Here is a 26,851-nt window from a genome sequence, read left to right on the forward strand (position 1 = left end):
CTTCAAGCTTCGGTCATGTGGACTTGGAACAGGTCGAAGATGTCGTCGACCTCGATGGTGTGGTTCAGGGTCCAGCGATACGCGGCACTGGCGCGCACCACCTCGTCCAGGGGAAAGGACACGGACCCGGCCGTACCCTTCACGTCGGGCAGGCGCGCGTAGAACATCTGCCGCAGCCCGGTCAAGGTGACCTCTTCCGCCATCCCGTCGGTGGGGGCGACCCCTTGCACGAAGACGCACAGCTCGTGGCCGGGCTGCTTGCGCAGCGGCTCCAGCTCTCCCATCACGCCGTCGCGGCCATAGACCTTGTAGTGCAGTTCATAGCCGTCGTCGCCGAAGCGTTCGCGCACCTTCTCGCGCGCCCAGTCGATGACGCGGTCGACGTTGGCGATGGTGTAGGGATCGCGAATGCCGCACAGCCCGATGTAGCGTTCGCCGACCTTGCCGGCGCCTTCCAGCTTCACGGTCAGGCGGTCCGAAGGGATGAAGCGCGAGCCGGTGATGCGCGTGGTCTTCTCGCTGACCTGCTCGTAATGGCATTCGCGCATGTCCAGCCTGCCGCCGGCGAAGAACTCGTCATAGGGATTGGACCGCTCATACATGGCATGGCCCGCCACCGACGCGATGGTGCAGCGCTGGTCGGGGTGCATGGCCGTCACCCGCACGTCCTCGGCGCTGATTTCGCCCATGACGGTTTCCTTGCCACCGTAGGGTTCCGCGCAGAAGGACGCGCACTCCAGCACTTTGCCCAGGTAGTAGGCCTGGTCGGCCGCGTAGCCGTGATGCAAGGCCGGCGCCGCGAAGACCGCCGCGTCCGAACTGCGGCCGCCGATGATAACGTCGGCGCCCGCTTCCAGCAGCCGCAGATAAGGCTGGACGCCGGCCACGGCGACGATGCGGTCGGTGGCATCCAGTTCCGCCTCCGTCAGGTCGGCGTAGCCATCCAGCCCGGCGACGATGCCGCCATCGCGCAGCTTGCCGCGCACGAAGGCGGGATCCACTTCCGAGTAGAAATAGCCGATCTTGAAAGGCGCCAGTCCATGCTGGCGCGCCAGCTCCTTTACGATGCGGACATACAGGTCGACGCGGCTGTTCGAACCGGTGTCGCCCGCCGAGCCGATGATCATGGGCACGCCGCGCGCGCGCGCCGCCAACAGCATCTGCTCCAGGTCGTGCCGCTGCCACGCCTCGGGGCTGGTCGACGTGTCCGAACCCAGCGGCACCGGGCCGACGTCGTCGCTGCCGGAGTCGGCCGCGATGTAGTCCGGCTGGGCATCCACGCCCGCTCTAAAGCTTTCCACGCGCAGGGGCGCGAACCCCAGGTGCCCGTTGGGACAAATAATTTTCAGGGAAGGCATAAGTCGTCGCACTCTTCAGGAAAAGGGGCCACGCGGTTCGTGGCCCTATCCCAAATGCAAAGCATGTGCCAAGTTTTAGAAAGCAAACTTACCCTTTTGGATCAAGCATTTAGGATTTCTATCGCGATCCGCGTTATGCGTGATTCCCACGTATTTCGCGTGAAGCCCACGCACGATGCGGACGCATCTCGTCCCTCCATGGCTCCTTTCTTGACCTGGCGCAACAGCCCACGCGGAAAATCGCGTGATATTGTCAGGGCGTTGTCAGCCTCGGACGCCCTCTCGGAAGCCCCGTTTCCGCCGCTGGCGACGCCTGTCCTGTTCCGCCCACGAACGCCGCCAGGCCCCCGCGCCTCGCGGCATGGCCATAAGGAGGTTTGCATGAGCTGCCTGCTCGTTCCCATCGACGGTTCCGAATCTGCCCTCAGGGCGCTTCAGTATGTGGTCGACCACAAGCAGATGTTCGAGCCGCTGACCCTGCATCTGCTGAACGTCCCGATCCCCATCAACTCCCCTCATGTGCGCCGCTTCATCGACAGCAGCACGATCCAGCACTACCACCAGGAAGAAGGCGATGCCGCGCTGGCGGCGGCCCGGGCGCTGCTGGATGGCAAGGGCATTCCCTATACGGCGCATATCCGCGCCGGCAGCAGCGCCGAGACCATCGTCGCCACCGCCGACGAGCACCATTGCGACCAGATCGTCATGGGCACCCGCGGCCTGGGCGCGGCCGCCGGGATGTGGCTGGGATCGGTGACGACCAAGACCTTGCACCTGGCCAAGGTGCCGGTCACCGTGGTGAAGTAGTCATCCGCGGCACGCCGGTTGCCCTCCCCGGTCCGCGCGCGCCATCACGGCGCCGCGACGACCGAGGAGCATTCCATGAGAGCACTGCGCTGGCACGGCAAGAAAGATATCCGCTGCGATAACGTCGAGGATCCCGGCATCGAACAACCCCGCGACGCGATCGTGCGGGTATCGGCCTGCGCGATCTGCGGCTCGGACCTCCACCTCTTCGATGGCTTCATGCCCGGCATGAAGCATGGAGACATCATGGGCCACGAGTTCATGGGCGAGGTGGTGGAGACAGGCAAGGAAGTGCGGACCTTGCGCAAGGGCGACCGCGTGGTCGTCCCCTTCACCATCACCTGCGGCGAATGCGACCAATGCCGGGCCGGCAATTTCTCGGTCTGCGAGCGCACCAACCGCAATGCCGACGAAGCCGCGAAGGTGTTCGGCCACACCACGGCGGGACTGTTCGGCTATAGCCACCTGACGGGGGGCTATGCCGGCGGCCAGGCGGAGTACGTCCGCGTGCCTTACGCCGACACCACGCACGTCAAGGTCCCGGAAGGACTGAGCGATGAGCAGGTCCTGTTCCTCGGCGACATCTTCCCGACGGGATGGCAGGCGGCGGTGCAGTGCGATATCCAGCCCACCGATACGGTGGCGATCTGGGGCGCGGGCCCCGTCGGCCAGATGACGATCCGCAGCGCCCTGCTGCTGGGCGCGCGCCAGGTGGTGGTGATAGACCGGGTGCCGGAGCGCCTGGCCATGGCGCGGGCGGCGGGAGCCCTGACCATCAATTTCGATGAGGAAAGCGTACTGGACCGCCTGCGCGACCTGACGCAAGGGAAAGGTCCGGAAAAGTGCATCGACGCCGTCGGGATGGAGTCGCACGCCAGCCGGTCCATGGATTCCATGCTGGACCGCGCCAAGCAGGCCGTCATGCTGGAAACCGACCGGCCGCATGTGCTGCGCGAGATGATCTACGTCTGCCGCCCCGCGGGCACCCTGTCCATACCCGGGGTCTACGGCGGAATGATCGACAAGATTCCCTTCGGCGCGGCGATGAACAAGGGCCTGACGTGGCGCATGGGCCAGACGCATGTGCGGCGCTGGACCGACGACCTGCTCGCGCGCATCGCCGACGGGCAGATCGACCCCTCCTTCGTCATCACCCATCGGGCCAAGCTGGAAGAGGGTCCGGCGCTGTACAAGACGTTCCGCGACAAGGACGACGGGTGTATCAAGGTCGTGCTCACGCCTTGACGTGGCGGCCGGGCATAACGTTTGCTTTGCCGGGTCCGCCTAAGCACGGTTGCACGACCGTTGGCACGACCATTGCCACGACAGCCGCTCCCCCGGGCGGCTGGACTATACCTCTAAAGCGAGCCCGAAATGAGCGCCCAGCCCAAGACTACCCCCAGCAACGCCGTCGGCGGCTGGGGTTCCGCCAAGGCCGTCGCCGGCAGCCTGGCGAAGGAACACGTCCTTCTGCATGGCTCCGCGCTTCTTACTCATCAGAACAAGCCCGACGGCTATATGTGCGTCAGCTGCTCGTGGGCCAAGCCCGCGCATCCGCATCCACTGGAATTCTGCGAAAACGGCGCGAAAGCCACGGCCTGGGACGTCACCACCAAGACGGCGCCGCCGAATTTCTTCGCGGCCCACACCTGTACCCAGCTGCTCGACTGGAGCGACCACGACCTGGAGAAGATCGGTCGGCTTACCGCGCCCATGCGCTGGAATCCCGCTACCGACAAGTACGAGGAAACCAGCTGGCAGGAGGCCTTCGAGGATATCGGCGCGCGCCTGCGCCGATTGCAGCCGGATTCCGTGGTGTTCTACACCTCGGGCCGCGCGTCGCTGGAAACCTCCTACATGTATGCGCTTTTCGCGCGGCTGTACGGCACCAACAACCTGCCCGACAGTTCGAACATGTGCCACGAGAGCACGTCCGTCGGCTTGCCCAAGACCATAGGCGTCCCCGTGGGCACCGTCACGCTGGAGGATTTCCAGCATACCGACTGCATGCTCTTCTTCGGCCACAACACCGGCACCAATGCGCCCCGCATGCTCCACCAGCTGCAGGACGCGCGCGAGCAGCGAGACGTGCCCATCATCACCTTCAATCCCCTGCGCGAGCCCGGCCTGGTCGCCTTCCGTAATCCGCAGGCGCCGGCGGACATGCTGACGGGCAGGAAAACCGTGATCAGCACTCAGTATCACCAGGTCAAGGTGGGCGGCGACACGGCCGCGTTGACGGGGCTGTGCAAGTACCTGATCGAAGAGGACGACCGCGCGCGGGCGCAAGGCGGCCCGGCCGTGCTGGACCATGCGTTCATCGCCGAGCACACCCACGGCTACGAAGCGTTCGCGCAGGCCATGCGCGGCGCGTCGTGGGACCAGATAGAGCGTCACGCAGGGCTGTCGCGCGCGGCGCTGGAATCCGCGGGCCGCGCCTATGCGCAGGCCAAGGCCGCGATGGTGCTTTATGGGATGGGACTGACCCAGCATCGCAACGGCGTGCAGAACGTGCAGATGATCACCAACCTGCTGCTGCTCCGGGGCAATATCGGCAAGCCTGGCGCCGGCGTATGTCCCATCCGCGGGCATTCGAACGTGCAAGGACAACGCACCGTCGGCATCACCGAGAAACCCGACAAGGTGCCGGCCGAAAAACTGAAGTCGCTCTATCACTTCGATCCCCCGTCCAAGAAAGGCATGAACACCATCGAGGCCTGCGAAGGCATCCTGGATGGCCGGGTGAAGGCCTTCATCGGCCTGGGCGGCAACTTCGCCCGTGCCACGCCGGACCACACCCGCATGGAGCCGGCGTGGTCGACCCTGGACCTGACCGTCGCCGTGGCCACCAAGCTCAACCGCAGCCATCTGCTGCACGGACGCGTCGCCTATCTGCTGCCTTGCCTGAGCCGCATCGACATCGACCGCCAGGCCACGGGCGACCAGGCGGTGTCGATGGAAGACAGCACGGGCTGCTTCCACGGTTCCCGCGGACGCAACGAGCCGCCCAGCGACCGTCTGCTCTCGGAGCCGGCCATCGTGGCCGGCATCGCGAAAGCCACGGTGGGCGACCGCGGCACGGTGGACTGGGACGGCTGGGTGGCGGACTATGGCCGCGTGCGCGACGCCATCGAGGCGACCTATCCGGAGATCTTCAAGGACCTCAACACGCGCATGTGGAATCCGGGCGGCTTCCATCGTCCGCTCGGCGCCTGTGAACGCAAATGGAACACGGAAACCGGCAAGGCCAATTTCATCGTCCCCGAGACGTATGACGAGGACGCCGACATGCCCGAGCACGACGGCCGCGTGCTGCGCTTGATGACCACGCGCGGCGACAACCAGTTCAACACCACCATCTATGCCCTGGACGATCGTTTCCGCGGCATCAAGGGCACGCGCAAGGTCATCATGCTCAACCCCGACGACATGGTGCGGCTGGGGCTGCGGGAGAACGACAAGGTCATCGCATCCACGGTGGCGCATGATGGCCATGAACGCGAAGTCGCCGGCCTGGAAGTCCGCTCCTTCGATATCCCGGCCGGCTGCGCGTGGTCGTATTACCCGGAGTGCAACCCCCTGATTCCCCTTTGGCACCATGCCAAGGAGAGCAAGGTCCCGGCGGCCAAGTCCATTCCGATCACGCTGCGCAAGCAGGCATGAATACGCGAACAAACCGGCTGTGGCCACGGCGGCTGCCGCCGGGGCAGGCCGCGATGGCCAGCCTGGCCTGCGCCGGCTACGCCGCGGCGGCAGCCGCCGCGGACAACCAGAGCGCGCTGGCGCCGGCGGGTATCCAGGCGGCACGCATCGCCCACCTGTGGAACCTCACCTTGTGGGTCTGCACGGTGACCTTCGCGCTGGTCCTCCTGGCCCTGATCGTGGCGCTATGGCGGTCGACGCGCAATGCCCGCGGCGCGCGCGATGCGCGCCCTCTCCCTGCCACGCCCAGTGTCCAGGACGACAGCGGCCCCACGCGCGCAGTGCGTATCGCGACCATCGTTTCCGTCCTCGCCCTGATCGGCCTGGTCACCGTGGACATTTATACCGACCGCGCGCTCTCGAAACTGCCTGTCGCCGACGCCGTGCGCATACAGGTCGTCGGGCATCAATGGTGGTGGGAAATGCGCTACCAGGACGACCAGGGCAATACGGAATTCGTCACCGCCAATGAAATGCATGTCCCGGTCGGGCGGCCGGTGATCATCGACCTGAAGTCCCCGGACGTGATCCACACGTTCTGGGTGCCCAACCTGCACGGCAAGAAAGACATGATTCCCGGCCGCGACGCCACCCTGGAACTGCGCGCGGACCAGCCAGGCGCCTATCGCGGCCAATGCGCCGAATTCTGCGGGTCCGAGCATGCGCTCATGGCCTTCTTCCTGACGGCCGACACGCCGGCGGACTACGAGGCCTGGCGCCAACGGCGCCGCCAGCCCGCCGCGCCCGTGCAGGATCAGGCACTGCAACGGGGCCAACGCCTGTTTGTCGAGCACGCCTGCGCTTCCTGCCATACCGTGGCGGGTACGCAGGCCGCGGGCACCGTGGGCCCCGACCTCACGCATCTCGCCGATCGGCCCATGCTGGCCGCCGGCACGGTAGCCAATACCCGCGACCAGTTGCTGAAGTGGATAAGCAACCCGTATGCGATCAAGCCGGGCACCGCAATGCCGGCCACACCCTTGAGCAGGCAGGATGCCGAAAGCCTGGTCAGCTACCTGGAGTCGCTACGATGAGCGCGCAAGCCCCGGCCGACGACCGCCTTGTCGATGGGCCGCGCGCCCCGGCCGATCACGTCCGGCGCCTGGCCGAGACCTGGAGCGATCCGCCGGGATGGCGCGGCATCGTCTGCGCGATCAACCACAAGACCGTCAGCCGGCGCTTCATGGCGACCACCATGGCTTTCTTCCTCCTGGGCGGCCTGCTGGCCCTGGCCATGCGCACGCAACTGGCCGGCCCGGAGAAGAACCTGGTGGGCCCTGAAGCGTACAACCAGCTGTTTTCCATGCACGGCACGACCATGATGTTCCTCTTCGCCGTGCCGGTCATGCAGGCCGTCGCCACCTACCTCGTGCCCTTGATGATAGGCGCGCGCAGCGTTGCCTTCCCCCGCATGAACGCCTATGCGTACTGGGTGTTCCTGTGTGGCGGCCTGCTGCTGTTCGGCGCCTATGCGGTGGGCGCCGGGCCGGCCGCCGGCTGGTTTTCCTACGTCCCGCTGGCCAGTATCAATTACTCGCCCGGCAAGGGCGCCGACATCTGGGCCCAGATGATCACGTTCACCGAACTGGCCGCGCTGCTGGAGGCCATCGTCCTGATCGTCACCATCTTCAAGATGCGCGCGCCGGGCATGACCCTGCGCCGCATGCCCCTGTTCGTCTGGGCGACACTGGTGACCCAGTTCATGGTGCTGTTCGCCATGCCGGCCGTCATGGTCAGCAGCACGGCGCTGATCCTGGACAGGCTGGTCGGCACGCACTTCTTCAATCCGACGCGAGGCGGCGACGTGCTGCTATGGCAGCACCTGTTCTGGTTCTTCGGCCATCCCGAGGTCTACCTCATCTTCCTGCCGCCGCTGGGATTCATTTCTTCCATCATCCCCACGTTCGCGCGGCGGCCCATCTTCGGCTACCCCGCCATGGTGCTGGCCTTGCTCGCGACGGCGTTCCTCGCATTCGGCCTTTGGGTCCACCACATGTACGCGACCAGCCTGCCGCAGGTGGGCAAGAGTTTCTTCACCGCGTCCAGCCTGGCCATCGCCATTCCGTCGGGCCTTCAGATTTTCTGCTGGATCGCCACCTTGTGGACCGGCCGGCTGCAATGGAGAACGCCCCTGCTGTTCATGCTGGGCTTCTTCTTCATCCTGGTCCTGGGCGGGCTGACCGGCGTCATGCTGGGATCGGTGTCGCTGGACCTGCAAGTGCACGATACCTATTTCGTGGTCGCCCATCTTCATTACGTGCTCATCGGCGGCGCGGTATTCCCGCTATTCGGCGCCTTCTATTACTGGTTTCCCAAGTTCACCGGCCGCATGCTGGGCGAACGCCTGGGAAAGTGGAACTTCTGGCTCCTTTTCATCGGCTTCAATGTGACCTTCTTCCCCATGCACCTGCTGGGCTTGCAAGGAATGCCGCGGCGGGTGTGGACCTATCCGCGCGACATGGGATGGGACGGGATGAACCTGCTCGCCACCGCGGGCGCATGGATATTGGCCGCCGGCGTGCTGTCCTTTCTCGCCAATGTCTTCCTGAGCCGCCGGCGCGGCGCGCTGGCAGGCCCCGACCCCTGGCGCGCGGGAACGCTGGAGTGGAGCACGTCCAGCCCGCCTCCGCCCCACAATTTCGACGTGGTGCCGGTCGTCCACGGCGACAACCCCCTATGGGAGCCGGCGCGCACCCCGTCCTGCGTCAGCGGACTGGCCGTCGACGCGCGCGAAGTGCTCATCACCACGGTGACCGATGCCCGGCCAGACCTGCGCGTCGCATTTCCGGAACCGTCTGCCTGGCCTTTCGTCAGCGCCCTGGCGACCACGCTGCTGTTCATCGGATCCATCTTCACGCCTTGGGCGGTGGTCTGGTGCTCCGTGCCCGTGGCGGCGGCCATGATCGCCTGGTTCTGGCCCACGCGCAGGTCGACGGCGCGGTCCCGCGCGCTGGAGCAATTCCCATGAAGGCGGCTTCCATTCCGCCGCCGGGCGAGCCGCCTGGCGACGCTGTCGCACTCGATGTGCGGACCCTGCCCAGCTTCGGTTTCGGCCACCGCAGCATCATCTGGTGGGCGACCATCGGCCTGATGCTGATCGAGAGCACGGTGTTCGCCCTGGCGGTACTCACGTATTTCTACCTGCGCGGTCTCGCGGCGCAATGGCCGACCAGCGCGGAGCCGCCGGACCTGACCTGGGGCACCGTTAACACGCTGGTCCTGCTCGCCAGCCTGTGGCCCGCCCATCTTGCCAAGGCCGCCGCCGAACGCTGCGACCGGCGGGCGGCGGCGCGCTGGATGGACGCATGCATGGCATTCACCCTGGCCTTCCTGGCCATCCGATGGCTGGAGTTCATGCACTTGAACATCAGTTGGTCGTCCAATGCCTATGGGTCCATCCTGTGGTTCCTGCTGGGCCTGCATACCACGCATCTCGTGACGGACGCCATCGATTCTGCCGTGCTTACCGTGCTGCTCCACACTGGCCCGTTCGAAGGCCGACGCCACGTGGACGTCAGCGAAAACGCGGTGTATTGGTACTTCGTCGTTGCAAGCTGGATACCGATCTATGCGGTTATTTATCTCGCGCCTCGATTCTGAACGCGCTTCGCCGTGGCGGAGGGCGCGGGCCGGCGCGGTCGCCTGGGCCATCCGCCGCGCAACTGCCTGCGCCGCCCTTGCCGCCCTTGCCGCCCTGCCGCCGCCGGCGTCGGCCCACATGCTGGCGTCCGACGCCCCGCTACCCGACTTCCTCGCCTGGACCGCCGAACCCTGGATCGTCGCGCTGATGGCGCTGTCGCTGCTGCTCTATCTCGCGGGCTATGCCAGGCTGGCCCGCCGCACGGCGCGCAAGGACGAACAGGCGCCGGGCCGCGCGCTGCGCCGCAAGCGCCTGGCGGCCTTCGCGCTCGGCTGGCTGGCGCTCGCGGCCGCGCTGCTTTCCCCGTTGGACGGCCTGAGCGCGGCGCTGTTCTCTGCCCACATGCTGCAACACGAGTTGCTGATGATCGTGGCGGCCCCACTGCTGGTGCTGGGCAGGCCGCTGGCCATCTGGCTGTGGGCGCTGCCGCCGGGCCTTCGTCGATCCATCGGCGGCTGGCTGCATGCGCGGCGCTTTCGCGCCGTCTGGCGTCCTTTGAGCGCGCCCCTGGGCGCCTGGATATTGCACGCAACGGCCCTCTGGGCCTGGCACGTCCCCACCCTGTTCCAGGCGGCGCTGGAACATCCCGCCATCCATGTCCTGCAACACTTCAGTTTTCTCGCGACCGCGCTGCTCTTCTGGTGGACCGCCTTCCCGCAGCCGTCCGCGGGCAACCGTACGGGCCACGCCATGCTCGGGTTGTTCACCACCATGGTCCACACCGCGGCGCTGGGCGCCCTGCTGACCCTGGCGCCCGGGGTGTGGTACCCCGACTATATCGAACCCACCAGCGCCCTGGGCCTCGATCCGGTGCAGGACCAGCAGTTGGGCGGCCTCATCATGTGGGTGCCAGGCGGGCTGGCTTACCTGGCGGCGGGACTGGCCGTGGCCTCGCGCTGGCTGTTGCGCAGGAGCGCCCGGCCGGTCCACGACGGCGTCCGGACGACGCGCCCCGGCACGACGGCTGGCCAGGAACTGCCCCAGGAGTTTCCATGAACGACCGGCGCCAGGGCATCCCCCGGCGGCATGTGGTCGCCGCCTGCATCGCCGCGATCCTGCTCGGAGCGGTGGCGCTGTGGCCCGACAGCAAGGACACGCCGGAGCGGATCACCGGGGGCGTCGGCGAAAGCGCGCAGCACGCCATCCCCGCGGCTTCGTCGATCGAAGACCTGGCCAGGCGGGGGGAATACCTGGCGAAGGCGGCGGACTGCATCGGCTGCCATACCGCACGGGGCGGTGGCCAGCCTTACGCGGGCGGCTTCAAGATGACGACGCCCCTGGGCATCATCATAAGCACCAACATCACGCCGGACCCCGACCACGGCATAGGCCGCTATACCTACGAGGACTTCTCCCGCGCTTTGCGCGACGGCATCGCGCGCGACGGGCACAACCTGTACCCCGCCATGCCCTACACCGCCTTCCGTCGCATGCGGGAGGAAGACATGCGCGCGCTGTACGCCTACTTCATGCAGGGCGTCGAACCCGTCGCGACCACGCCTGCCCCCACGAAACTGCCTTTCCCGTTCAACCAACGCTGGACCTTGACCCTTTGGCGCGCCGTATTCGCGCCCGTAACCGCTTTCCGGCCGCCGGAGCAGGCCGACCCGGCAATGCTACGCGGCGCCTACCTGGTGCAGGTCGTCGGGCACTGCGGCGCCTGCCATACGCCGCGCGGCGTGGGATACCAGGAGCTCGCCTACGACGAACGTTCCGCGGACTTCCTGACGGGGCAGGTGAACGATGACTGGTATGCGCCCAGCCTGCGCGACACCGATGCCGCGGGCATACGCCGGATGCGCCGCGAAGACATCGTGTCTTTCCTCAAAACCGGCCACGCCGGCGGCAACGTCGCCTATGGCGCCATGAGCGAGACCATACAGAGCAGCACGCAACACCTTACGGACGAGGACCTGCTGGCGATCGCCACGTACCTGAAGGCGCTCCCGCCGGCCGAGGACAATGCGCATTTCCACCCCGACCAGCGCCACCGGACCGAGCGGCTCGCGGCCGAAGGCAACCGGACGCTGGACGTCCAATCCGGCGGCGCGGCGGTCTACCAAGGATTCTGCGCCCGTTGCCATGGCGCCGACGGCGCCGGCGTGCCGGGGGTCTTTCCGGCGCTGTCCGGCAATCCATCGGTCCTCGTGCCGGACTCGACCTCGCTGGTGCGGATCGTGCTGCAAGGCGCAACCTCCCCGAAGACGATGACGGGGCCGCCGCCGCAAGAGATGCCGGCGTTCGGCACGACGCTGACGGACTTGCAGATCGCCCAGGTGTTGACCTATGTGCGGGAGTCGTGGGGCAACGACGCGGGAGAGATCTCCACGAACGATGTGATGGGGCTGCGTTCGACGCTGGGGAAGCGGTGAGGCGGCAAGGCGGTGATGGGGTGATGGGTATAGCGATTGCGGTCCCTGGTCGCTTCCCATCACACCAAGAGGCCTGCCATGACCAAACCCGACCTGACGGAACCCGTCGACAAGACACCCGCGCCTGAACCCTCGCGCACGGACCAGGTCGACATCGGCGACCGTGTCCAGAAAGACCTGGGCAAGGCCAGCGACCACCGGCGCGAGCAGGAATCCCCCGCATCCGGCAAGGCAACGCAATTCGACGGCAATCCCAATCCGGAGAAAGACGACGAGGGGGGCATGTTCCGACCTCGCGACGACACGCCTTCCGTGCTGCCCGAAAAGGAAGGGTGACCGGCATTCCGGCCCGGCCCTGCGCCATGACGGTCCCGCCCTGCCGCCACTGTCCCCCATGTCGTCGCGTACCGATGCGCAAAAGACGCTCATGGATACGCCATGGTTTGAAGTTTCTTCGGAGGAATCCGCCCTCCGGCGGGCGGGGATGCCTCAAGACAAGGCTGCGGGATGGCGGATGCACATTCGGTTTCATCACGCTGGAACGGCAATTGCGTTACCCCGCCACGTTCCGACTAGGCGGAACCCTACACAGGAGTCCACGATGTTCGCTCACAACAAACGCCTGCAATACACCGTACGCGTCGCCCAGTCCAATCCGGGCCTGGCCAATCTACTGCTTGAGCAATTCGGCGGGCCGCAGGGAGAATTGGCCGCCGCCTGTCGCTATTTCACCCAGGCTATCGCCGAGGACGACCCTGGCCGCAAGGACATGCTGTTCGACATCGCCACCGAGGAACTGAGCCATCTGGAAGTGATCGGCTCGCTGGTGGCCATGCTGAACAAGGGCGCCAAGGGCGAGCTCGCCGAGGCCACCATGAAGGAAGCCGATCTTTATCGGTCGCTGCAGGGCGCCGGCAACGATTCGCATGTAACGCAGATTCTCTACGGCGGCGGCCCCGCCCTGACCAATTCGGGCGGCCAGCTCTGGAACGCCGGCTATATCGACACCATCGGCGATCCCAGCGCCGACCTGCGTTCCAACGTCGCGGCGGAAGCGCGCGCGAAGATCATCTATGAACGCCTGATCAACGTGACGGACGATCCCGGCGTCAAGGAAGCCCTGGGTTTCCTCATGACGCGCGAAGTCGCCCACATGCAGTCCTTCGAGAAAGCCCTGTACTCCATCGAGCCCAACTTCCCGCCCGGCAAGCTGCCCGGCGATCCCAAATTCTCCAACGTCTACTTCAACATGTCGCAGGGCGAAGGCGACCTGCGGGGCCCCTGGAACAACGAGTCGACCTTCGAGGTGATTTCGGAACGCGACGAGCAGATGGCCGTCGACGGCGGCGACGGGCTTCCCACCGTCAAGCTGAACAAGGACGAGCTGGCGGCGGTGCAAGGCATGGCGGCCCGCACGGCGTCCGATCTCGCAAGCGACCCGGAAACCAGCGCCGACCGGGGTTCGTAACCGCCAGCGGGACTACCGCGGTGGCCAGGTCACCGCGGGTCGAACAGCGCCGCCAGGCGCTTCCTGCGAAAGGCTTCCACCGCGAAATCGATGAAGGCGCGCGTCTTCAGCGGGACGAGTCTCTTGTTCGGATAGTAGATCGACAGCTGGCCCAGGTCCGCATACCACTCCGGCAGCAGGCGGACCAGGGCGCCGCTTGCAATCCAGCGCGCGGCGTGCGGGGTGGGCAGTATCGCCACGCCGTAGCCCAGCATCGCCGCGTGCGCCATGGCTTCCGGATCGTCGAAGATCATGCGGATGCCGGCTTCCGCGGGCGCTTCCTGGCCCGCGGCATTACGCAGGGTGCGGGCGCGCAGGCGTCCCGTCGGTCCCGAGCGTCGCACGATGCCCTCCAGGTTCGCCAGGTCGGCCGGATGCCGGGGCACTGGGCGACCGGCCATATATGCGGGCGACGCCACCACGATGGCATAGATGGGGGCGAGCTTGCGGGCGATCACCCCTTCGGTCAGTTCTATACCGCCGGCGATCGCGGCGTCGTAACCCTCGCCGACCAGGTCCACCGCGCGGTTCTCGAAATGCCAATCCGGCACTATGCCTGGATAACGCGCCAGGAAGTCTCCCAGCAAGGGCACGATGTATTCGTTGCCGAACCCCAATCCCACGCTCAGGCGCAGCACGCCCGATGGCTTGCCTTCGCGCTGGGCGGCATGCGCGAAGGCATCCTGCAGGCTGGCATAGGGCCCGGCTGCGTTCTCCAGGAACTGCTCGCCCTCCCCCGTCAGCGCCAGCTTGCGGGTGCTGCGATGAAACAGCCGCAAGCCCAGATCTTCTTCCAGCCGCGCCACGTTCTTGCTTACCGCCGCTGGCGTCAGGCCCAGGCTGCGCGCCGCCGCCGAGAAGCTTCCCAGCTGCGCGCTGCGGATGAAGGCGTCCAGCAGGTTCAGGCTTTCCACGGTCGCATCCGTTCCATTTGATTGTCCCAGTTGATATTCAACTATTAGTTGAAAATCATACAACCCATTCATGACTATTTGGAATGGGCAGAACGGGGAATACTGCATCCGTCGTTCACATCCATCCCATTCCTTTCCTGAAAGGTCCTACATCATGAACACGCTATCCTCTTCCACCTCCACCGCCCTGCCCCTGGCCGGCAAGACCGCGTTCGTCACCGGCGGCAGCCGCGGCATCGGCGCGGCCATCGTCAGGCGCCTGGCTCGCGACGGCGCCGCCGTGGCCTTCACGTATCGGGGCTCGCCCGAGCAGGCGCAAGCACTCGCCAAGGCGGTCGACGCCGAAGGCGGCCGCGCGCTGGCGCTGGCGGCCGACGCTGCCGACCCGGCGGCGGTGCGGCGCGCCCTGGCCATGGCGACCGATGCCCATGGCCCCATCGACATCCTCGTCAATAACGCGGGGGTATTGCTGCTGGGATCCGTCGAGACGTTCACGCTGGAAGACTTCGATCGGACCTGGGATGTGAACGTGCGCGCGGTGTTCGTCGCATCGCAGGCGGCGCTGCCCCGGATGAACGACGGCGGGCGCATCGTCAACATCGGCAGCGTCAATGGGGACCGCATGCCCTTCCCTGGCGGCGCGGCCTATGCCATGAGCAAATCCGCCCTGCAGGGCCTGGTACGCGGCATGGCGCGCGACCTGGGGCCGCGCCGCATCACGGTGAACAATGTGCAACCCGGACCGACCGACACCGACATGAATCCGGAGAAGGCCGATTTCGGCAAGTCGCTGCACGATTTGATGGCGCTGCAACGCCATGCGCATCCAGACGAAATCGCGGGCATGGTGGCCTACCTGGCCGGCCCGGACGCGGGCTTCGTCACCGGCGCCAACCTGACGATAGACGGCGGCTTCGGCGCGTGACATACGGCCCGACGCGTCGCGGCGTTGTCGCGGGCGGCTTGTATTTCGGCAGGCGATACCGCCGCCTCATGTCCAGTCTGGCGCCGGCGCTACCTGGCGGCGCCAGACTGGACAGGGGGCGGCGGCGTGTTGCTGCCCCGGTCCCGCGTGTAGTAGTCCACGCCGCTCAGCGCGAACATCACGGCCAGCATTACCCCCGCAATGACGCAGGTCATGCGAGGCACCGCCTGCGGGGCCGCCAAATGCATGAAAAATACGCCGATCAGCATCACCTTGACGCCGGCGATGAGAATATTCAGGAGCATGTTGAAGCTGCCCAGCGGAATGTAGGCGGTGCCCACCGTCAGCGCCGCCAGGAACAGCAGCAGGCCCCAGATCAGCAGCAGGCGGCGGCGACGGCGGCCCAAGCCGTCGTCCGGTTGTCGGGCTGCGCGGATGCCGGCTTTCATGATGCGCGGCCCGCCAGATAGAGCACGGGAAACAGGAAAACCCATACGGCGTCCACGAAATGCCAGTACAGTCCCACGATTTCCAAGCGGCGAGCCCACGGCGTCCCCGGGTTATGGCTGCCCGTCACCAGCATGTAGGAAACCAGGGATAGCCCGACCATCATGTGCACCGCGTGCATTCCGGTGGCGACGAAATAGACGAAGAAGAACAGCCGCACGCCCTCCAGCCCGCCTGCCGCTGCCGTGCGGAAGTCGGCATTTGGGAACAAACCCTCCCGCAGATCGTTGGCATATTCATAGCCCTTGATGGCGAGAAAGACGCCACCCAGGAAGAGCGTCAGACGGAGCAGGCGCCTCGCCCCTTGCTGGGCGCCAGCGTGGGCATATTCGACGGCCAGGGCGATGGCCGCGCTGCTGCTCAACAGGACCATGGTGTTGGTGGTGCCCAAGGCGACGTCCGTCAGGCGGCTGCCCGTCGCGAATGCCTCGGGATGGTGGAAGCGTCCGATCGCGTACGCAAGGAACACGGGGCCGAAGAACATCAATTCGGACGCAAGAAACACCCACATCGCCAGCCGGGACTTGTACGCCTGCACGACGTCGGGCGCAGAGAGCGTGGCGCCGCTCATGATTCGTTCCTCCCCGCATAGTCGTACGGGTCATGTCCGCCGTCGGGCGGCGTATCGAAATTCCACGTGGGCGGCGGCGAGCGCGTCCGCCACTCCAGGCCGCTGGCCTGCCAGGGATTGGCGCCGGCGGGCGCGCCATGCAGCCATGACCACGCCAGGTAGCACAGCGGCAATATGTAGCCGACCGCCAGCACCGCCGCGCCCAGCGAGGAAACGACGTTCAGCACCTGGAACTCCGGCGGATACGCATGGTAGCGCCGCGGCATGCCCTGATATCCCAGGATGTATTGCGGAAAGAACGTAAGGTTGAACCCGAGGAAGATCGTCACCGCCGCGATACGTCCCAAGGTTTCCGGGTACCGCCGTCCGCTGATCTTGGGCCACCAGAAGTGGATGGCTCCCAGGTAGGCCATGACCGCGCCCCCCACCATGATGTAGTGGAAATGGGCGACGACGAAATAGGTGTCGGTGACATGGACATCGATCGTCAGTGTCGCCAGGAACAAGCCGGTAAGCCCGCCGACCATGAACAGTCCGACGAATCCCAGCGCGTACAGCATCGGCGCCTCGAAGGTGATCGAACCCTTGTACAGGGTGGCGATCCAGTTGAATACCTTGATCGCCGACGGCACCGCGACCAGGAAGCTCAGGATGGAGAATGTCATGTTCGCGTAGACCGACTGTCCGCTGACGAACATGTGATGTCCCCAGACCAGGAAGCCGATGACCGCGATGGCCAGGATCGCGTAGGCCATGCTGCGATAGCCGAACACGCGCTTGCGCGCGAAGCACGGAATGATTTCGCTGGCCACGCCCATCGCGGGCAGCACCATGATGTAGACCGCCGGATGGGAATAAAACCAGAAGAGATGCTGGAACAGGAGCGGATCGCCGCCCAGCGCGGGATCGAAGAAGCCGATGCCGAACAGCCGCTCGGCGGCAAGCAGCAGCAAGGTCACCGCGAGCACGGGCGTGGCCAGCACCAGGATGATGCTGGTCGCGTAGATCGCCCACACGAAGAGCGGCATGCGAAACCATCCCATGCCCGGCGCCCGCATGGTATGCACCGTGACAATGAAGTTAAGGCCGGTCAGGATGGACGAGAAGCCGACGACGAATACCCCGAACAGCGTGACGATCACATGGCTGTGGGAAAACATGCTGGAAAACGGGGTATAGAAGGTCCATCCCGTGTCCACGCCGCCCAGCACCAGGGCAGCGAGGGTAAAGCATCCGCCGATGACGTATAGGTACCAGCTCGCCAGGTTCAGGCGGGGAAGCGCCAGGTCCTCCGCGCCGAGCATCAGGGGCACCAGGAAATTGCCCAGTACCGACGGGATGGACGGGATCAGGAACATCCAGACCATGATGACGCCGTGCGCGGTGAAGAGCTTGTTATAGGTATCGGCGCTGACCAGGTCGCCCTGTGGCGTGACCAGTTCCAGGCGCATGAGCGCGGCGGCGCAGCCTCCCAGTACAAAGAATGCCGTGATGCTGACGGCGTACAGGATGGCGATGCGCTTGTGGTCGCGCGTAAGCAGCCAGGAACGCAGCGTGTGTCCGGCATTCAGGTAGGTATGCGAGGCCGTGCCTGCCGGCAGGGTCGATGCCGGAGCGGCCGGACCGGGTAAGGTGCTCATGGCGGCGGGGCCTCCTTGGAACGATGGGAGTGCAGGTATTGCACCAGCGCCATCAGGTCTGACTCGCTGAACTGTCCGGCGAAAGATGGCATGACGGGGGCATAGCCGGCGACCACGTCCTTGCCGGGCTCCAGGATCGAATCGCGGATATAGGACTCGTCGGCGACGACGACGCGGCCATCCTGCAGGAACACCCGCCGTCCGAACAAATTCGTCAGGTCCGGCGCATGGACCGTGGACCGGGCGTCATGGCACCCCGCGCACCCGTGTTCCGCGAAGAGCCGGTAGCCCCGCGCGGCCAGGTCCGGTCCCGTCTCGCCCCGCGCCGCCCACTTCCGATACTGTTCCGGCGGCATGGCGACGATGCCACCGCCCATGCTGGCATGGTCCGTCCCGCAGAACTCGGCGCACAAGAGATGGTAGGTCCCGGCCTTGGTCGCCGTGAACCAGATGGCTGTATAGCGTCCGGGAACCACATCCTGCTTGATGCGGAATGCCGGGACGTAGAAACTGTGGATGACATCCTGGGACGTCATGAGCAGGCGCACGGGCTGCCCCACCGGCACGTGCAGTTCGTCTATCTCGCGTGTGCCGTCCTCATGTTCCAGCGTCCATACCCATTGCTTTGCCACGACGTAGACCGGCATCGCCCCGGGGGGCGGCCGCGTCAAGGCCGCATAGTCGCGGGCGCCCCACAGGAACAGGCCGATGAACGCGAGCATGGGCGCGATGGTCCAGGTCCATTCCAGGCCGTACGCATGATCCGGCGCCCGGCTGCGGTCCGCGCCGGAGCCGCGCCGGTATCGGACGCAGAAGACGATCGCCAGCACGGTGAGCGACAAGGCCATCACGGCGGACAGGCCTACCAGGCTGAGGAAAAGATGATCGGTCGGCGGCGCCGTCGACGAGGCCGCCACCGGCATGAGGGAAGACAACCCGCTCATGACGTCCTCCCTGCCCTGCGCCGGCGGCGCGACAGCCACAGGCCGGCCACCAGGAGGCCCAAGGTGCCCAGCCCCACGGCCCGCGCCATGGTCATCGCCGCGACGCTATAGCGCCCCGTCCTGGGGTCGTAGTGCGAACACAGCAGGACAAGCTGGTCCGCCAGTCCCCCCACCATCCCGCCCGAAGCCTCCACCAAGGCCAGGCGGATGTCGCGCGCGGACTGGCCGATACCTGGTAAATAGCGGGATATCCGGCCTTGCGGCGTCAGCACCAGGAAGCCGGCCGGGTGCAGGTACTGGCCCGTTTCCGGATCGCGCCGGTAGGGAAAGCCGGCGGCATTCGTCAGCGCCGAGATGGCCGGCGCCGAGGCGGTCAACAGATGCAGGCGGTCACCCCCTCCCGGCGGCATCAGGCTGGCGTAGTACGCATATTTTCGATCGGCGTCGGTCGGCGTTTCCGCCGGATCGATGCTGACGGCGACGACCTCGTGCGGGATATCGACCGTCTGCAAGGCCTGGAGCACCGCGTCCATGAGCGTCGAACAAAGGACGGGACAGCGGTAGTACCCCAGGATGAAAACCACCGGACGCCGTCCCAGATAGTCGGACAATCCTACGTCACGCCCCTGTTCGTCGCGCATGCCCCGGACCCTGGGCAGCAGCTGTCCCGGATGCTGTCGAAAGGCGAACTCGGCGACATGCGCCTCCGGGGAGACATCGGACCGGCTGGCGGCGGGCGCAGCGGCGCCCAGGCACAGCAGCAAGATGGGAAGCCAGCGCACCGTGCTCATGGACGCGCTCCCTGGGACACTGCCTGCATCGCCACATCCAGGGGAACGCGGGCAACGCCATGCGCGCGGTCGACCCAGGCGTAGCTGTCCAGCAGCTTGCGTTTGCGGGTCAGGTAATCCGCCATATCGAGTGGCGGATCCGTTTCCAGCAAGGGCCCTGCTATCCAGTTGCCGGGCGGTGCGGCGGCCGAGGGCGGACGCGCCCTGTCCCAACGAGACGTCAGCAGCATGGCGGCCGCCACGACCACGGCCAGGACTCCCAGGCCGGTCAACCCCATGCGGACGACCTTGCGCACGTGGATACCGTCATGCATGGTCCACCTCCTCATGCGGCGACGTTACGGAAGACTCCGACGACCCGGTGGGTTGCGGCGGCGCCGGCGGCAAGCGCGCCGGCCAGCGCAGCGCGGTTCCCCGCAGCACCAGGCCCATGCCCAGCCCGGCGACGACCGCCATCCAGGCGGCGGGCCAGCGCAGCCCCGGGATCGATGGAAAGATCCACCATGCCGCCTCGCACGCGCCGACAACAAGCAGCAGCAGCGACAGTCCGCGCAGGCATGCCGCATTGCGCTTGAAGCCGCGCGAAAGCAGCACGGCCAGCGGCAGCGCGAAACCCAGTAGCGCCAGGGCCAGGCCGGCGGGGGCCCACGGCCCCGCCACGCGCGGCAGATACCAGGAGATTTCCGCCGGCAGGTTCTCTGCCCAGATAATCTGGAACTGCGTGAACGCGATATAGGCCCAGGTCAGGACGTACATCATCAGCAGATTTCCCAGGTCGCCGCGCGCGTCCGGCGTGGCGATTCGCGCGCCGCGGTATGTCGCTGCCGCCATGGCCAGCTTTAGCTGCGCCACCAGCACCACCAGGCCGAAGGCCGTCGAATACCAGGAGGGCGTCAAGGACATCAGCATGTCCACCGCCGCCAGGCTGATGCTGAGGGCGTAAAGCAGCAATCCGGCCGCTGCCTGGCCGTGGCGCCGCGCCGCCGCGCCGCCACGGCCGTCAAGGCGGGCCAGCCACGTCCATAGCAGCACATAGACCACCGTTCGCGCCATGAATCCCGCAGGCTGGAACCAGACGTCGCGGAAGACCGTCTCCTTCGCGGGATCCAGCCAGTCGGGCCGCGCCCACGGGTAGATCGCGTGCAGGCAGGGAAAAACAGGAATGACGAGGATGGCCAGCGCCGGCGTTCCGGCACGCAAGCCATTGAGGGTTGCGGCGATGGGCACGATCCACCGCCCACCGGTCAGGCGCTGCATCCAGAGGGTGCCTTGCGCGCCCAGGACCAGGCCCGCCCAGCACCACCAGGCGGCGAGCCACGCGGCGCCGAAGTCCGGCCTGTTCCAGAGCAGGCCGTAGACGCAGAGCGCCAGCACCAGCACGGCGCCGGCAAGAAGCACGCGGGCGCCGCCGCGCGGCGATGGCGCGCGCGGTCGCGCCCAATGACCGAGCCGACGCGCCGCCTTCATGGCGCGCTCTCCTTCGCCCCATGGCTGGCGGCAGGCGACGCCGGCGTGTCCGGACCGCTACCCTTGCCGTTACCGTCCCTGTCACTGCCACCGACCGCCGCCTGCGCCAATCCTTCCCGAACCGGCCCCCGCAGCGCCGGCGGCAACCGATCCGGCACGGCGTGCTGGCTCAGCTGCAACGCGCGGACGAAAGCAACGATGGCCCAGCGATCGGCGGGTTCGATGCGATTGCCGTAGGCCGCCATGACCCCGTAGCCATTGCTGATCACGTCGTAGAAATGACGGTCGGGCGCCTCGCGCAGGCGATCGCTGTGGTACGAGGGCGGCGCGGGAAAGCCCCGCTCGACGATACGTCCATCGCCATCGCCGGCCGGACTGTGGCAAGGCAGGCAGTACACCCCATAGAGCGCCTGCCCATGGCGCAACATCGCGGGCGTAACGGGGTCCGGCAGCGCCGTGGCGGCGCGTGCCTGCCGGTCGCGCTCGACGCCCGCCGTGCCCTCCCTGCCGCTGCTCGTGTCCGCCGCGCTGCCGCGCGCGTAGGCCTCGGTGCCCGGCGGCGGCGTGCGGGACATGGCGCCATCGGGGAACAGCGCCCCGGCCTTGTAGGGCTTTCCGCGCGGCTGGTCGTACATGTTCTGCGCGGCGCGTTCGCAGCCTGCCGATGCCAGCACGGCGACAAGCGCCAGCACGCGGCCGATCCGCCCTCTCATAGCGGCACCTCCCGCAACGCCAGGGCCGGCTGCCGTTGCAGCGCCGCATACGCGGCTCGGCAGTGCCGGTCGCCCTGGATCGCCTCCTCCGGCAAACGCACGCACAGGAAGAAGCGATCGCGGCTGGCAAGGTCGAAGTCCGGCGTATCGAAGACCGGGTGGTTCAGGCGCGGCAACCCGTTCGCCCACAGCATGCCCAGCACCGCGAAGACCGCGCTGCAAAGTATGGTCGTTTCGAATGTGATCGGAATGAACAGGGGCCAGCTGTGCAAGGGCCGGCCGCCGACATTGATGGGGTAATCCACCGCGGCGGAGTACCACTGCATCGCGTAGCCCGCGACACCGCCCAGCACGCCGCCCGCCAAGGTCGCGCGGGGAACCGAGCGGCTGCCCGGGTAGCCGACGGCCTCGGGCAGTCCGGGAACGGGGAAAGGGGCGTAGGCCTCGATCGTGAAGCCGCCCTGGTCCCGCACGTCGCGCGCCGCGTCCAGCAAGACCTCCGGTTCCCGGAATTCGGCCATTACGCCGTAAAGCCGACGCGGTGGCGCGCCGGTCGCCGCGATGCCGACGCGGGGCCCGGCTTTCGCGGCCGCGCGCCGCGCCGGCTCATATCCATCCGCGCGCGTATTGTTCGCCGCCCCCTCTCCGGCCGCACCCTCGCCCTCCTCCTCGTACGCCATTTCCCGCACCTCGCTCATCGAAATCATTGGGACGAAGCGCAGGAAAAGCAGGAACAGCCACGCGAAAAAGCCGATGGAAGCGAGCAGGAAGGTCCAGTCCCACGCCGTGGGACGAAATATTCCCCAGGACGATGGAAGGAAATCCCGATGCGTGCTTTGCACGACGATCATGAATCGCTCCATCCACATCCCCAGGTTGATGACCAGGCTCACGGCGAACAGCCAGCGGGGACTGGTCCGTACGCGCCGGCTCCAAAGCACCTGGGGAATCAGGACATTGCACACCAGCACGGACCAATAGACCGGCGCGTAGGCGCCGAACCAGCGGTCGCGGGTCATGGCGATCTCGAACTCATCGCCACCATAGAACGCCATGAAGGCTTCCGATGCATAGCCGTAGGCGACGATGGCGCCCGTCGCCAGCAGCACACGTGCCGCCAGCGACAGGTGCCGGATCGTGATCAGGTCGTGCAGGCGGAAGAAATGCCGCAGCGGAATCGCCAGCGTCAGCACCATGGCGAACCCCGAGTACAGCGCGCCCGACACGAAATACGGCGGGAAAATGGTCGAGTGATATCCCGGGGTGTTGCCGATCGCGAAATCCAGCGACACCACCGTATGCACCGAGACCACCAGGGGCGTCGCCAGGCCGGCCAGCAGCAGGTACGCGGACTCGTAGCGGGCCCAATGGCGCGCCTCGCCGCGCCACCCCAGCGCGAACAGGCCATAGGCGACCTGCTTCGCGCGGCTCTTCGCGCGATCGCGCAGGGTGGCCAGGTCCGGCAGCAGCCCGACATACCAGAACATCAAGGACACCAGCAAGTAGGTGCTGATCGCGAAGATGTCCCATACGAGCGGGCTGCGCCATTGCGGCCAGAGGTCCATGCGGTTCGGATAAGGCATCAGCCAATACGCGAACCATGGCCGGCCCAGGTGCAGGATGGGAAACAGGCCCGCGATGCTGGCCGCGAACAGCGTCATCGCCTCGGCGAAACGGTTGATCGACGTGCGCCATTTCTGGCGCAGCAAGAGCAGCACGGCGGAAATGAAGGTGCCGGCGTGCCCTATCCCTATCCACCAGACGAAATTGGCCAGCGCATAGCCCCAAGCCACGGGAATATTGACGCCCCACAGCCCGACGCCCTCATAAAAGAGCCAGGCGCTGGCGCCGAACAGCACCAGCGTGGCGGCGGACGTGACGATGAACGCCGTGCGCCAGCGCCAGTGCGCGCGCCAACCGCCGCGAAATCCCGCCTCGCGCGCCCGCCCGCGCGCCAGCACGATATCGGAGATGCGATCGGTGATGCTGGCGTAGGTGTCAGGCATCGTCGGGCTCCAGGCGCGCGGCAGTATCCTCGCGACGCGCCAGGTAGCGGGTGCGCGGCCGGGTATTCGTCTCTTCCAGCAAGGCGTAGGCGCGCGGCGACGCGCGCGACGCGCTGACCCGGCTGTCCGGGTCGTTGAGATCGCCGAAGACGATGGCCTGCGTGGGACAGGCGGCCTCGCAGGCCGTGACGACCTCGCCGTCGTGCAACGCCCGGCCCTCCTTCTGCGCCTGGATACGCGCCCGGCTGATGCGCTGCACGCAATACGTGCACTTCTCCATCACGCCGCGTTGCCGCACCGTGACGTCCGGGTTCTGATGCGCGGCCGCCGATGCGCCGTGATCGGCGAAGTCGAAGAAATTGAAGCGGCGCACTTTATAGGGGCAGTTGTTGGAGCAGAAGCGCGTGCCGACGCAACGGTTGTAGACCTGGGCATTCAAGCCCTCCGAGTCATGCACCGTGGCTCCCACCGGACAGACGGCTTCGCAGGGCGCGTTCTCGCAATGCATGCACGGCACCGGCTGGAACAGCGTCGCTTGCGCCTCGCGATAGACATCGACGCGTATCCAATGCATGACGCGGCCATGCCTGACCTGCTCCGAGCCCACCACCGGAATATTGTTCTCGGCCTGGCACGCCACCGTGCACGCATTGCAGCCTATGCATAGATCGAGATCTATCGTCATGGCCCAGGCGTAGTCCGGATAGTCGACCTTCGGATACAGCGAAGGCGGCTCTGCCGCCGGCAATGCCGCCGGCGCGTTCAGGTCCTCGACCCGCACGATGTCGCGGCCATGCATGGACATTTCCGTCTGGACGTGGGCGTAGGCATGATGACCTTCGGCGCGCGCCACGATGGCCTGCACGGTGGACAGGGGATCGCCGTGTTCGTCACGGTCCTGCAACGCATAGGCATCGACGCCCACCCCCGTCCCCACGCTGCCCGCCTGTCGACGGCCGTAGCCCAGGTGCAAGGTGACGAGGCCCTCCGCATGGCCAGGCAGGATGTGGACGGGCGCGGCCACGCCCGCGCCGCCGGACACGGCCGTCAGCGTTGCGATGTCGCCCGTATCGAGCCGCAGCTTGCGCGCGGTCTCGGGTCCCATGAACGCGGCGTTGTCCCACGTCAGGCGCGTCAAGGGCCGCGGCAACTCCTGCAACCACGCGTTGTTGGCCAGGGCGCCGGCGCCGAGATAGGGGTCGGCCAGCAGTTGCACGGTGATGCGCGGCAAGTCTTCCGCCTGCGTCGCCCTGGCGTCGCCCATGCCCGTCGCGGCGATGGCCGCGCGTCCCCCCCTCCCTCCCCGCCGGTCGCCGCCATGGTCCGATGGCGGCTGCCCCGCGTGCGCTTCGGTCCCCTGGCCCAGCTTGTCCGTGTCGATATAGCCGGTGCGCAGCGCGGCCTGCCAGCGCTCATCGCCAGCCCGGTTCTCGCCAACCCCGTTCCCGCCGGCATCGGCTTGCCCGGCGGCCGCCTGGCGATCCCCGCCCCATCGTGCCGCCCAGGTCTGGCGCACCACCGTCAACGCATCCGTATCCTCGCCTTCCACCAGCACCTGCAGCACCGTATGCGGAGAAATGCCCCCATGCAGGGGCGCGATCATGGGTTGCTGGATCGTCGGCGTCCCATCCCAGGCCAGCACGTCTCCCCATGATTCCAGTTCATGCGCCCGCGGCACATGCCAGGTACAGGCGCGCGCCGTCTCGTCGCGATAGAGCCCGACGTGCATGGACCAGGGCACCCGCCGCAAGACCTCCTCGAACCGCGCCTTGCCGGGGGCGTCGTAGACCGGGTTGGCATCCAGCACCAGCAGCGTCTGCACCTCCCCGGCAGCCGCCGCCTCCACCAGCGCGCCCAGGCCCGGCGGGGACCGGACCGGCACCGGCGTCACCAGCTTGTCCACCGCGCCCAGCATCGCATTGATCCGCCATGCCAGGGCATGCACGTCAGCCGGCAAGGCGGGCCCCACGACCAGCACCGCCTCGCCTGCGCTCCCACGCAGCAGATCGGCGAGGCCGGATTCCCATGCCGGTCCCTCAGCGGATCCTCCTTCCTGTCCCAGCGTGGCCGAGCCGCCCAGGCTTGCCGCCAGGCGTTCGACCAGCCCGCCCATCTCCGCCGGTGTCATGCTCCAGCGCTGGTCGGCCATGGCTCCCGTCAAGCCGGGCATCGCTTCGATGGCATACAGCCTTGCCCGCGCGCCGGACCGCGCCTCGCCGCGTCCGTGCGCGAATTCGCGGGCAAGGCGCACGCCCTGGGGGGTGTCGATGAACAGGTCGGCGCCCACGGTGACGATGACGCGGGCGTGCTCCAGGTGATACATGGGCTGGGCCGCCCGCCCCAATGCGCGCCGCGCGCCTTCCTCTGCCGCCAGGGGATACGCCGGGTCGTGTCGATGCCATTGCATGCCGGGATACCGCGCCGCCAGCGCGTCCAGCTGCCGCAACAACGTCGGCGACGTCACATTTCCCGTCAATACCCGCAACCCGGCGCCGTCCCTGTCCGCCATCGCCGCGCGCCTCGCCAGCAGGGCCTCCCGCGCCGCATCCCAGACGGAAACGGCGTCTCCATGAAGCACCATGTTGGACCGGTCCGGGTCCCATAGCTGCCAGAGCATGGCCTGCGTCCGCGCGTCGGTCGACCCCAGGCTCATCGGATGGCGCGGATTGCCTTCGATCTTGGTAGGCCGGCCATCGTGCGTTTCCACCAGCACGGGCAGCGCGTATCCCGCGTGCGTCACCGCGGTCGCATAGAACACGGGATCGTTGCCCGGCCCGCCCTCCGGCATGTTCGCGTAGGGCACGATCGCTTCCTCCGGCGGCCCGCTGCAGCCCGCCCCGGCCAGCGCCGTGGCGGCCGCCATCCATTTCAGCAGTGCGCGCCGCGACGGATCGGCGGGCCCATCGGCCTGGTCGCCGGCCGCCGCCGTGTTCGCCGACAATCCGTCCGGGACGGGAACGATGGGTATGGTGCGGGCCTTGTCCATG

23 protein-coding genes are annotated in these 26,851 nt (G+C 66.9%); 11 read left to right on the top strand and 12 right to left on the bottom strand.

Annotated elements, in window-relative coordinates:
* Positions 1–2: 2 nt before the first annotated feature.
* Entirely contained in the window at positions 3–1,358 is a 1,356-nt protein-coding gene (locus tag C7R54_RS00545) for an acyclic terpene utilization AtuA family protein (protein ID WP_129148252.1), read from the bottom strand.
* Between the two features lie 381 nt (positions 1,359–1,739).
* On the opposite strand from C7R54_RS00545, the gene C7R54_RS00550 reads away from it, so the two are divergent.
* The 10 genes from C7R54_RS00550 (at position 1,740) to C7R54_RS00595 (ending at position 13,347) form a co-directional block, all read left to right on the top strand.
* Positions 1,740–2,165 (top strand): universal stress protein, encoded by a 426-nt coding sequence (locus tag C7R54_RS00550; protein WP_129148253.1) that lies wholly within the window; start codon positions 1,740–1,742, stop codon positions 2,163–2,165.
* Positions 2,166–2,240: 75 nt separating this feature from the next.
* The gene (locus C7R54_RS00555) at positions 2,241–3,410 is read left to right on the top strand and encodes a zinc-dependent alcohol dehydrogenase (protein ID WP_129148254.1); all 1,170 of its coding nucleotides are present in this window, start codon (positions 2,241–2,243) and stop codon (positions 3,408–3,410) included.
* A gap of 129 nt (positions 3,411–3,539) precedes the next feature.
* A complete protein-coding gene (locus C7R54_RS00560) occupies positions 3,540–5,828 on the top strand; it encodes an FdhF/YdeP family oxidoreductase (RefSeq protein ID WP_129148255.1) in 2,289 nt (762 codons plus the stop codon).
* The gene (gene coxB / locus C7R54_RS00565; RefSeq protein ID WP_240039331.1) at positions 5,825–6,901 is read left to right on the top strand and encodes a cytochrome c oxidase subunit II; all 1,077 of its coding nucleotides are present in this window, start codon (positions 5,825–5,827) and stop codon (positions 6,899–6,901) included. The genes C7R54_RS00560 and coxB (C7R54_RS00565) overlap by 4 nt, the downstream gene beginning before the upstream one ends.
* Complete coding sequence (ctaD, locus tag C7R54_RS00570) at positions 6,898–8,835, top strand: cytochrome c oxidase subunit I (protein WP_129148256.1); 1,938 nt, start codon at positions 6,898–6,900, stop codon at positions 8,833–8,835. The genes coxB (C7R54_RS00565) and ctaD (C7R54_RS00570) overlap by 4 nt, the downstream gene beginning before the upstream one ends.
* Positions 8,832–9,467, top strand: coding sequence for a cytochrome c oxidase subunit 3 (locus tag C7R54_RS00575; RefSeq protein ID WP_129148257.1), 636 nt, complete (start codon positions 8,832–8,834; stop codon positions 9,465–9,467). Before ctaD (C7R54_RS00570) ends, C7R54_RS00575 begins: the two co-directional genes overlap by 4 nt.
* Positions 9,468–9,585: 118 nt before the next feature.
* A complete protein-coding gene (locus C7R54_RS00580; protein ID WP_240039332.1) occupies positions 9,586–10,503 on the top strand; it encodes a cytochrome c oxidase assembly protein in 918 nt (305 codons plus the stop codon).
* Positions 10,500–11,879, top strand: a complete 1,380-nt coding sequence (locus C7R54_RS00585; protein WP_129148259.1) for a cytochrome c — start codon at positions 10,500–10,502, stop codon at positions 11,877–11,879. Before C7R54_RS00580 ends, C7R54_RS00585 begins: the two co-directional genes overlap by 4 nt.
* A gap of 78 nt (positions 11,880–11,957) precedes the next feature.
* Positions 11,958–12,215, top strand: a complete 258-nt coding sequence (locus C7R54_RS00590; RefSeq protein WP_129148260.1) for a hypothetical protein — start codon at positions 11,958–11,960, stop codon at positions 12,213–12,215.
* 265 nt (positions 12,216–12,480) lie between these two features.
* Positions 12,481–13,347, top strand: a complete 867-nt coding sequence (locus C7R54_RS00595) for a manganese catalase family protein (RefSeq protein WP_129148261.1) — start codon at positions 12,481–12,483, stop codon at positions 13,345–13,347.
* A 29-nt stretch (positions 13,348–13,376) separates the two neighbouring features.
* On the opposite strand, the gene C7R54_RS00600 is transcribed toward C7R54_RS00595, so the two are convergent.
* Positions 13,377–14,300, bottom strand: coding sequence for a LysR family transcriptional regulator (locus tag C7R54_RS00600; RefSeq protein WP_129148262.1), 924 nt, complete (start codon positions 14,298–14,300; stop codon positions 13,377–13,379).
* 154 nt (positions 14,301–14,454) lie between these two features.
* Between C7R54_RS00600 and C7R54_RS00605 the strand changes: the two genes are divergently transcribed.
* Positions 14,455–15,225, top strand: a complete 771-nt coding sequence (locus tag C7R54_RS00605) for an SDR family oxidoreductase (RefSeq protein ID WP_129148263.1) — start codon at positions 14,455–14,457, stop codon at positions 15,223–15,225.
* Between the two features lie 89 nt (positions 15,226–15,314).
* Here C7R54_RS00605 and C7R54_RS00610 read toward each other — a convergent pair whose 3' ends face one another.
* The 10 genes from C7R54_RS00610 to C7R54_RS00655 are packed head-to-tail and all read right to left on the bottom strand — an operon-like array spanning position 15,315 to position 26,850.
* Positions 15,315–15,674: a cytochrome C oxidase subunit IV family protein gene (locus C7R54_RS00610; protein WP_129148264.1), complete on the bottom strand. Its 360-nt coding sequence runs from the start codon at positions 15,672–15,674 to the stop codon at positions 15,315–15,317.
* Complete coding sequence (locus C7R54_RS00615) at positions 15,671–16,303, bottom strand: cytochrome c oxidase subunit 3 (RefSeq protein ID WP_129148265.1); 633 nt, start codon at positions 16,301–16,303, stop codon at positions 15,671–15,673. Before C7R54_RS00615 ends, C7R54_RS00610 begins: the two co-directional genes overlap by 4 nt.
* Entirely contained in the window at positions 16,300–17,943 is a 1,644-nt protein-coding gene (gene ctaD / locus C7R54_RS00620) for a cytochrome c oxidase subunit I (protein ID WP_129148266.1), read from the bottom strand. The genes C7R54_RS00615 and ctaD (C7R54_RS00620) overlap by 4 nt, the downstream gene beginning before the upstream one ends.
* On the bottom strand, positions 17,940–18,887 hold the full coding sequence (coxB, locus tag C7R54_RS00625) for a cytochrome c oxidase subunit II (protein ID WP_129148267.1): 948 nt from the start codon (positions 18,885–18,887) through the stop codon (positions 17,940–17,942). Before coxB (C7R54_RS00625) ends, ctaD (C7R54_RS00620) begins: the two co-directional genes overlap by 4 nt.
* Complete coding sequence (locus tag C7R54_RS00630; RefSeq protein ID WP_129148268.1) at positions 18,884–19,678, bottom strand: SCO family protein; 795 nt, start codon at positions 19,676–19,678, stop codon at positions 18,884–18,886. The genes coxB (C7R54_RS00625) and C7R54_RS00630 overlap by 4 nt, the downstream gene beginning before the upstream one ends.
* The gene (locus C7R54_RS00635; protein ID WP_129148269.1) at positions 19,675–19,992 is read right to left on the bottom strand and encodes a hypothetical protein; all 318 of its coding nucleotides are present in this window, start codon (positions 19,990–19,992) and stop codon (positions 19,675–19,677) included. Before C7R54_RS00635 ends, C7R54_RS00630 begins: the two co-directional genes overlap by 4 nt.
* Positions 19,985–21,145, bottom strand: a complete 1,161-nt coding sequence (locus tag C7R54_RS00640) for a hypothetical protein (RefSeq protein WP_129148270.1) — start codon at positions 21,143–21,145, stop codon at positions 19,985–19,987. Before C7R54_RS00640 ends, C7R54_RS00635 begins: the two co-directional genes overlap by 8 nt.
* Positions 21,142–21,858, bottom strand: a complete 717-nt coding sequence (locus tag C7R54_RS00645) for a c-type cytochrome (protein ID WP_129148271.1) — start codon at positions 21,856–21,858, stop codon at positions 21,142–21,144. Before C7R54_RS00645 ends, C7R54_RS00640 begins: the two co-directional genes overlap by 4 nt.
* A complete protein-coding gene (locus C7R54_RS00650; RefSeq protein ID WP_129148272.1) occupies positions 21,855–23,864 on the bottom strand; it encodes a quinol:electron acceptor oxidoreductase subunit ActD in 2,010 nt (669 codons plus the stop codon). The genes C7R54_RS00645 and C7R54_RS00650 overlap by 4 nt, the downstream gene beginning before the upstream one ends.
* Positions 23,857–26,850, bottom strand: a complete 2,994-nt coding sequence (locus C7R54_RS00655) for a 4Fe-4S dicluster domain-containing protein (RefSeq protein WP_192903564.1) — start codon at positions 26,848–26,850, stop codon at positions 23,857–23,859. The genes C7R54_RS00650 and C7R54_RS00655 overlap by 8 nt, the downstream gene beginning before the upstream one ends.
* Position 26,851 lies beyond the last annotated feature (1 nt).

The organism is Achromobacter aloeverae (assembly GCF_004121055.1).
GTDB lineage: Bacteria > Pseudomonadota > Gammaproteobacteria > Burkholderiales > Burkholderiaceae_B > Bordetella_C > Bordetella_C aloeverae.

Excerpts from the sequence above, each read along its gene's own strand:
- C7R54_RS00545 (WP_129148252.1), bottom strand. The coding sequence starts at position 1,358 with ATGCCTTCCCTGAAAATTATTTGTCCCAACGGGCACCTGGGGTTCGCG.
- C7R54_RS00550 (WP_129148253.1), top strand. The coding sequence starts at position 1,740 with ATGAGCTGCCTGCTCGTTCCCATCGACGGTTCCGAATCTGCCCTCAGG.
- C7R54_RS00555 (WP_129148254.1), top strand. The coding sequence starts at position 2,241 with ATGAGAGCACTGCGCTGGCACGGCAAGAAAGATATCCGCTGCGATAAC.
- C7R54_RS00560 (WP_129148255.1), top strand. The coding sequence starts at position 3,540 with ATGAGCGCCCAGCCCAAGACTACCCCCAGCAACGCCGTCGGCGGCTGG.
- coxB (WP_240039331.1), top strand. The coding sequence starts at position 5,825 with ATGAATACGCGAACAAACCGGCTGTGGCCACGGCGGCTGCCGCCGGGG.
- ctaD (WP_129148256.1), top strand. The coding sequence starts at position 6,898 with ATGAGCGCGCAAGCCCCGGCCGACGACCGCCTTGTCGATGGGCCGCGC.
- C7R54_RS00575 (WP_129148257.1), top strand. The coding sequence starts at position 8,832 with ATGAAGGCGGCTTCCATTCCGCCGCCGGGCGAGCCGCCTGGCGACGCT.
- C7R54_RS00580 (WP_240039332.1), top strand. The coding sequence starts at position 9,586 with ATGCTGGCGTCCGACGCCCCGCTACCCGACTTCCTCGCCTGGACCGCC.
- C7R54_RS00585 (WP_129148259.1), top strand. The coding sequence starts at position 10,500 with ATGAACGACCGGCGCCAGGGCATCCCCCGGCGGCATGTGGTCGCCGCC.
- C7R54_RS00590 (WP_129148260.1), top strand. The coding sequence starts at position 11,958 with ATGACCAAACCCGACCTGACGGAACCCGTCGACAAGACACCCGCGCCT.
- C7R54_RS00595 (WP_129148261.1), top strand. The coding sequence starts at position 12,481 with ATGTTCGCTCACAACAAACGCCTGCAATACACCGTACGCGTCGCCCAG.
- C7R54_RS00605 (WP_129148263.1), top strand. The coding sequence starts at position 14,455 with ATGAACACGCTATCCTCTTCCACCTCCACCGCCCTGCCCCTGGCCGGC.
- C7R54_RS00610 (WP_129148264.1), bottom strand. The coding sequence starts at position 15,674 with ATGAAAGCCGGCATCCGCGCAGCCCGACAACCGGACGACGGCTTGGGC.
- C7R54_RS00615 (WP_129148265.1), bottom strand. The coding sequence starts at position 16,303 with ATGAGCGGCGCCACGCTCTCTGCGCCCGACGTCGTGCAGGCGTACAAG.
- ctaD (WP_129148266.1), bottom strand. The coding sequence starts at position 17,943 with ATGAGCACCTTACCCGGTCCGGCCGCTCCGGCATCGACCCTGCCGGCA.
- coxB (WP_129148267.1), bottom strand. The coding sequence starts at position 18,887 with ATGAGCGGGTTGTCTTCCCTCATGCCGGTGGCGGCCTCGTCGACGGCG.
- C7R54_RS00630 (WP_129148268.1), bottom strand. The coding sequence starts at position 19,678 with ATGAGCACGGTGCGCTGGCTTCCCATCTTGCTGCTGTGCCTGGGCGCC.
- C7R54_RS00635 (WP_129148269.1), bottom strand. The coding sequence starts at position 19,992 with ATGCATGACGGTATCCACGTGCGCAAGGTCGTCCGCATGGGGTTGACC.
- C7R54_RS00640 (WP_129148270.1), bottom strand. The coding sequence starts at position 21,145 with ATGAAGGCGGCGCGTCGGCTCGGTCATTGGGCGCGACCGCGCGCGCCA.
- C7R54_RS00645 (WP_129148271.1), bottom strand. The coding sequence starts at position 21,858 with ATGAGAGGGCGGATCGGCCGCGTGCTGGCGCTTGTCGCCGTGCTGGCA.
- C7R54_RS00650 (WP_129148272.1), bottom strand. The coding sequence starts at position 23,864 with ATGCCTGACACCTACGCCAGCATCACCGATCGCATCTCCGATATCGTG.
- C7R54_RS00655 (WP_192903564.1), bottom strand. The coding sequence starts at position 26,850 with ATGGACAAGGCCCGCACCATACCCATCGTTCCCGTCCCGGACGGATTG.